5 protein-coding genes and 1 other annotated feature are annotated in these 5,512 nt (G+C 49.7%); of the genes, 3 read left to right on the top strand and 2 right to left on the bottom strand.

Annotated features, from left to right (window positions below; all coding sequences use genetic code 11):
* Nucleotides 1-115 precede the first annotated feature (115 nt).
* Nucleotides 116-453, top strand: a binding site (T-box leader).
* An 85-nt stretch (nt 454-538) separates the two neighbouring features.
* The 3 genes from QVO97_RS00930 to QVO97_RS00920 all read left to right on the top strand — a co-directional run bounded on the left by QVO97_RS00930 (nt 539) and on the right by QVO97_RS00920 (nt 3,479).
* The gene (locus tag QVO97_RS00930; protein ID WP_022358558.1) at nt 539-1,618 is read left to right on the top strand and encodes an ABC transporter substrate-binding protein; all 1,080 of its coding nucleotides are present in this window, start codon (nt 539-541) and stop codon (nt 1,616-1,618) included.
* A gap of 92 nt (nt 1,619-1,710) precedes the next feature.
* Complete coding sequence (locus QVO97_RS00925) at nt 1,711-2,619, top strand: ABC transporter permease (RefSeq protein WP_022358557.1); 909 nt, start codon at nt 1,711-1,713, stop codon at nt 2,617-2,619.
* A gap of 44 nt (nt 2,620-2,663) precedes the next feature.
* Nucleotides 2,664-3,479, top strand: coding sequence for an ABC transporter ATP-binding protein (locus QVO97_RS00920; protein ID WP_022358556.1), 816 nt, complete (start codon nt 2,664-2,666; stop codon nt 3,477-3,479).
* A 7-nt stretch (nt 3,480-3,486) separates the two neighbouring features.
* Here QVO97_RS00920 and QVO97_RS00915 read toward each other — a convergent pair whose 3' ends face one another.
* Nucleotides 3,487-4,365 (bottom strand): MBL fold metallo-hydrolase, encoded by an 879-nt coding sequence (locus QVO97_RS00915; protein ID WP_022358555.1) that lies wholly within the window; start codon nt 4,363-4,365, stop codon nt 3,487-3,489.
* A 155-nt stretch (nt 4,366-4,520) separates the two neighbouring features.
* Nucleotides 4,521-5,512: Na+/H+ antiporter NhaC family protein (locus QVO97_RS00910; protein WP_288188538.1), on the bottom strand; the 992-nt coding region annotated here is incomplete at its 5' end.

The raw sequence follows: 5,512 nt of genomic DNA, 5'->3' as shown, positions 1-5,512 counted from the left end.
AAGTGCCTACCTGTGAACAGTAACCCGATTTTGCCGATGATAAAGAAAAATTCAAAAATAGGGTTGACAACTTAAAAACATAGTGGTAAACTATGAAAAAATTAAATACAACACTACAAAATCGATGAACAAAACGAGTACATACAGAGGTACATCACAGAGAGCCGGGCTTGGTGGAAACCGGTATGAAGGGCTGTATGGAATGGATTTGGGAGATGCGAGGTGAAAGAGTGATTCGAGTAGCTGCAGCCGTAACTCTGCGTTAAAGGGTAGGGTATCGAGAGCATATCTGATTTCGCATTATCAATCACGTCTATGTTTTCCGTACCGTAGAATGAGTCAGACTGGATGGCAGATATTTTCCATTATGTGAGAATATCTGCTTTTTTTATATAAAGTTTGAAGGTCTGAGAACAGGGGTGGCACCACGATATTTGTTTATTCGTCCCCGGCGCAGGAGTTTGTCTGCGCCGGGGATTTTATATTTCGTTGGAAATCAAAATCAGCGAGAGCCAGGATGGCGGAAAGGGAGAGTATTATGAGAAAAATGAATGGATTTGAAATGATGGCAAAAAGAGGCACAGCAGCAGCGATGGCAGCGGCAATGGCACTGACGATGGCAGGCTGTGGCGGCTCGAATGCGGCAGAGACGACAGCAGCGGCTGATTCTGAGGCGGCTTCTGAAAATGGAGATGCATCGGAGGCAGCAGCCAGCGAGGCAAAGGGCGATATCAAGGTTGGCGTGATCCAGATGATTGATAACGGTGCATTTGCAGATATGCGCGATGGTTTCTCGGAGGAGCTGACTGAAAAATATACAGGTGGTAAAGTCGATATTGTTTACAAAAATGCACAGGGCGATGCGGCAGCGCTGAATACCATCTGCCAGGAGATGGCAGACAGCGGTGTTGACCTGATTGCAACGATTGCGACTCCGGCGACCCAGGCGATGGTAAACCTGGAGACGGATATTCCGGTATTCTTTATCGCTGTTTCCAATCCGGTCGGCGCGGGTGTCATTACCGATATGGAAAAGCCGGATAAGAATGCAACCGGTACTTCCAATGCGATTCCGGTTGAGGATATTTTCGCACTGAGCGATAAGCTGACACCAGATTGTAAGACCTACGGAATGTTGTATAATACAAGCGAGATCAATTCCGTCAGCACCGTGGAGAATGCAAAAAAATATTTAGACGATCAGGGACTTTCCTATAAAGAGGCGGTTGTTACGAACTCATCTGAAGTACAGCAGGCGGCACAGTCTTTAGCGGGCGAGGTTGACGCGATTTTCGTACCGAATGACAGTGTCATCCAGAGTGCAATGCCGATGGTAACGGAAGTGGCAAGAGATGCGAAGATTCCGGTATATGGAAGCTCCGCTGTTATGGTTGATTCCGGTGCATTTGCAACGATTGCGATCAGCGATACCGAGATCGGCGCACAGACCGCAGATATGGCGCTGGAATACTTAAACGGAACTGCGATGGAGGATATTGCAGCTGTTGTGGTACCGGCTTCCAATATGGTAATCAATCAGGATACAGCCGATGCACTGGAAATCACATTCTCGGATGAGGTGCAGAACGAGGCAACCTTTGTAAAGGATGCGGAGTAAGATATATAGCAGTCTGGCTGGTACGCACATTCATTGATTGTGGAAATTTGCGGAGTAATTACAAACGAACTTGAAAATAGGAGGAAGCACACATGACACTGGTGATCGGATCCCTGCAGTTGGGATTTTTATATGGAATACTGGCGCTTGGAATATACGTCACATTCCGCATTTTAAATATTCCGGATCTGACGGCGGAGGGGAGTTTTACGCTGGGACTGGCAGCCTCGGCGGTCTGCACGCTGGCGGGGCATCCGGTTGCCGGGATCGTGGCAGCAGCTGTGGCCGGGGCTCTGGCAGGCTGTGTGACAGGCGTACTCCAGACGAAGATGGGGATTCATGCGGTATTAGCTGGCATCCTCACAATGTGCGGGCTTTACACCATCAACCTGATTGTGATGGGAAGCAGCCCGAATATTTCCCTCATCAATGTTCCGACCATATTTAAAGCGGCAGAAAGCCTGGGACTTTCAAAAGAGGCGGCAAGACTCGTGATTGCGATCGCGGCAGCAGCAGTCTGCCTGGTGCTGCTGATTCTTTTCTTCCGGACGCATCTGGGACTCTGCATCCGGGCGACGGGCGATAATGAGGCGATGGTGAGCGCGTCCTCCATCAATGTAGACGCGATGAAAATCACGGCGCTGGCATTCAGCAATGCACTGGTAGCGGTCAGCGGCGGTCTGATTGCCCAGTATCAGGGATTTGCGGATGTAAACTCCGGTTCCGGTATGCTGGTCGTAGGTCTGGCATCGGTCATCATTGGCGAAGTGATTGTTGGAAAAAGAGGTCTGGAAATCGGATTTTTTTCCTCGATTTTCGGTTCGATCATCTACCGTTATATCATCGCAGCGGCAACCAAGAGCCAGATTTTTCCGGCATATGCGTTAAAACTGGTATCAGCGTGCATCGTAGCGGCGGCGCTGGCGCTTCCGGCGATCCGTTATCAGATGGGGCTTTCAAAGATGAAGCGGACGAGAGAAAGAGATATGTGTGAACAATAACCTGGAAAGCAGTTACAAACAGGGATAAAAGATGGAGATGTACTATGTTAGATGTAAAACAGGCAACCAAAGTATTTTCCGCTGGTACGGCGAGCGAGCACCACGCTTTGAACGGACTGAACCTGCATCTGGATGATGGGGAGTTCGTGACGATCATCGGTTCCAACGGAGCGGGAAAATCGACGCTTTTTAATGCGATCTGCGGCAATTACTGGCTGGATCAGGGACAGATTTTCCTGGATGGTCAGGATATCACTTTTCTGTCGGAGCATCGTAGGGCGCGCCAGATCGGGCGCGTGTTCCAGGATCCGATGAAAGGAACGGCACCGCATCTGACGATCGAGGAAAATCTGGCGCTGGCATATACCCGGAAGGATCGGAAGCCATTTCGAAGTGCGGTCCGCAAACAGGAAAAGGATCTATTCCGGACAGAGCTTGAGAAGTACCATATGGATCTGGAAAACCGTATGAAGACGAAGGTAGGGCTTCTGTCAGGTGGTCAGAGACAGGTTGTGACGCTTCTCATGTGTACGCTTGTCATGCCAAAGCTCCTTCTTCTGGATGAGCACACGGCAGCGCTTGACCCGGCGACGGCGGATAAGGTCATGGAGATCACGCGGTCGATTGTGTCGGAAAACCACCTGACGACGCTGATGATCACCCACAATCTGTCGCAGGCGCTCACGACCGGAAATCGGACGATCATGCTCGATGAAGGGCGGATCATCCTGGATCTGGGCGGTGAGGAGAGAACGAAAATGGGGGTGAATGACCTTTTAGACTGCTATGCGGAGAAAAAGAAGAAGGCATTTGATAATGACCGGATGATGCTGGCAGGGACTTATTTCACAGCCCCTTAAATTTTTCTTAGAATACATCTAAATCCTGTCCATTTACAACGGCACCTTCATATCCGGCATCACGGATTTCCTGCAAAATGGCGGTGTTTCTGCGCGCCATCTCAGCCTCGACATCGCGGGTGTTGTCCTGGATTTCCATGTGATAGATACGGTGGTAGGTAACCAGAAGTCGCGGGTGCGCTTTGGCGGCAATCTTTGCCAGATCAACGCTGAGAGTGTGAACTTCCTGGTGGTATTTCTGCCATTTTGGCTCTCTGGCGGAGAGTCCGGCGGTGTACTCGACCTCATGGAGGAGAATATCGCAGCCTTCCGCTTTCTGCGCCACGATCTCAAGCGGAGCCGTGTCACCGCTGATCACGATCACTTTATCCGGCGTTGTAAACTTAAATCCGTAGCTTTCAAGCGTACCGTGGCTGACTGGAAATGCCTCAACCGTCACGCGGTCATCCTGATAAATGATACCAGGCTGGATATCGGTAGTTTCGACTTTGTAGCCATTTTCGTTGGCTTTTTCAAAGCCGTGGATACGGAAGTCGATGTCCGTCTCATATGCTTTTAAAATATGTTCGGTCATATTCTGGATGCCTTTTGGACCGAATACTTTCAGCGGCTTCGGGCGTTCCAGCACCCACGGGGTAAAAATGAGATCCGGATAGCCGGCCGTGTGGTCGGTGTGCAGATGTGTGCAGAATGCGATCATCAGCCGGTCCGGGCGCAGGGCATCAATTCCCTGTTGGTATGCTTTCGCCGCCTGACGGACAACGCCAGGACCAAAATCTACAAGATAAGCGCGGTCGCCTACGACAACTGCGGAAGAAGGACCGCTGGCATTCGGGCAGGCATTCGGGGTACCGGTTCCGAGAAGTACAAGCTTTGTTTCCATCATAAATATTCATCTCCTAAATTCATATGTAATATATTTTGCGCGAAATCATGAAAAAAGTTCGGGCAAATTAGATGTGTTCAGCCTTTGCACAGGTAAATACTGTGTCAAAGGCTGCATATATGTTTCGATCATTTTGTTTTCATCAAGTGAAAGGTTTAATTTTGAGCGTCGTCTGTATGCCGGATGGAGATTCCCGTAAATCCATAGAAAATACTGAACAAAGGTGTTAAGTACAGTAAGAACAGGTATGGGAAGAATACTGACCAGGCAACGCCGAGGGTTCCAGACATGTATACACAGTAACCGTGCCACGGAATCATCGGACCGGATAAAGTACCTGCGTCCTCAAGGGTACGGGAAAGGATTTCCGGTGCGATTTTTCTGGATTTGAACAGCGGTTTCATCATATTTCCTGTCAGGACATGGGACATCGGCTGGGAACAGCTGATTAAGCTGGTTACATAGCCGACTAAAAGGCTTGCTGCAATCAGGCTGCCATCGCTGTTGATGTGATTTACGATGGCGTTTAAGAGATTGCCGAGAACGCCGAGGCGATCCAGCATACCGCCCATACCAACTGCAAAGCAGATGATTGCCACATACTGAAGCATGCTGCTCATACCGCCGCGGTTTAAGATGGTCTGTAAAATACCTTCCTCAATGCTGGTACTGTATCCGTTGTAAGCAACACGGATGATACTCTGCAGAGTTGCGCCCTGATAGAAGAAAGAGACAGCTCCGGCGCAGATGGCGGAAAGACCAAGGGAGACAACCGCGTTTACTTTGCATAAAAGCAGAATAATGATTGCGATGGCTGGCAGCAGAGTGATGAAGCCAAGTTTAAACTCACCTTGCAGGGCATCGATGTATGTCAGAAGATTTCCAGTTTCATAGTTCCCTGAAGTCTGGCTGATGCCAAGAATTACAAAGAGAACCAGGCTGATGACAAAGGTCGGAAGCGTGGTCCAGAGCATGGAACGCACGTGGTCGTTTAATTTAGAGCCAGCAACCGCTGGAGCCAGGTTGGTTGTGTCGGAAAGCGGGCTTAATTTGTCACCGAACATCGCGCCGCAGATGACAGCACCTGCCACCATGCCAGGATGGATGCCCATCGCGTTGCCGATTGCCATCATGGCAACACCGGCAC

It is taken from the genome of Clostridium sp. CAG:43 (genome assembly GCF_000434655.1).
GTDB classification, from domain to species: Bacteria; Bacillota; Clostridia; order Lachnospirales; family Lachnospiraceae; genus Otoolea; species Otoolea fessa.
This window is presented reverse-complemented; position numbering and strand designations above follow the sequence as displayed.

Coding starts and splice junctions, on each gene's coding strand:
- QVO97_RS00930 (WP_022358558.1), top strand. CDS start 539: ATGAGAAAAATGAATGGATTTGAAATGATGGCAAAAAGAGGCACAGCA.
- QVO97_RS00925 (WP_022358557.1), top strand. CDS start 1,711: ATGACACTGGTGATCGGATCCCTGCAGTTGGGATTTTTATATGGAATA.
- QVO97_RS00920 (WP_022358556.1), top strand. CDS start 2,664: ATGTTAGATGTAAAACAGGCAACCAAAGTATTTTCCGCTGGTACGGCG.
- QVO97_RS00915 (WP_022358555.1), bottom strand. CDS start 4,365: ATGATGGAAACAAAGCTTGTACTTCTCGGAACCGGTACCCCGAATGCC.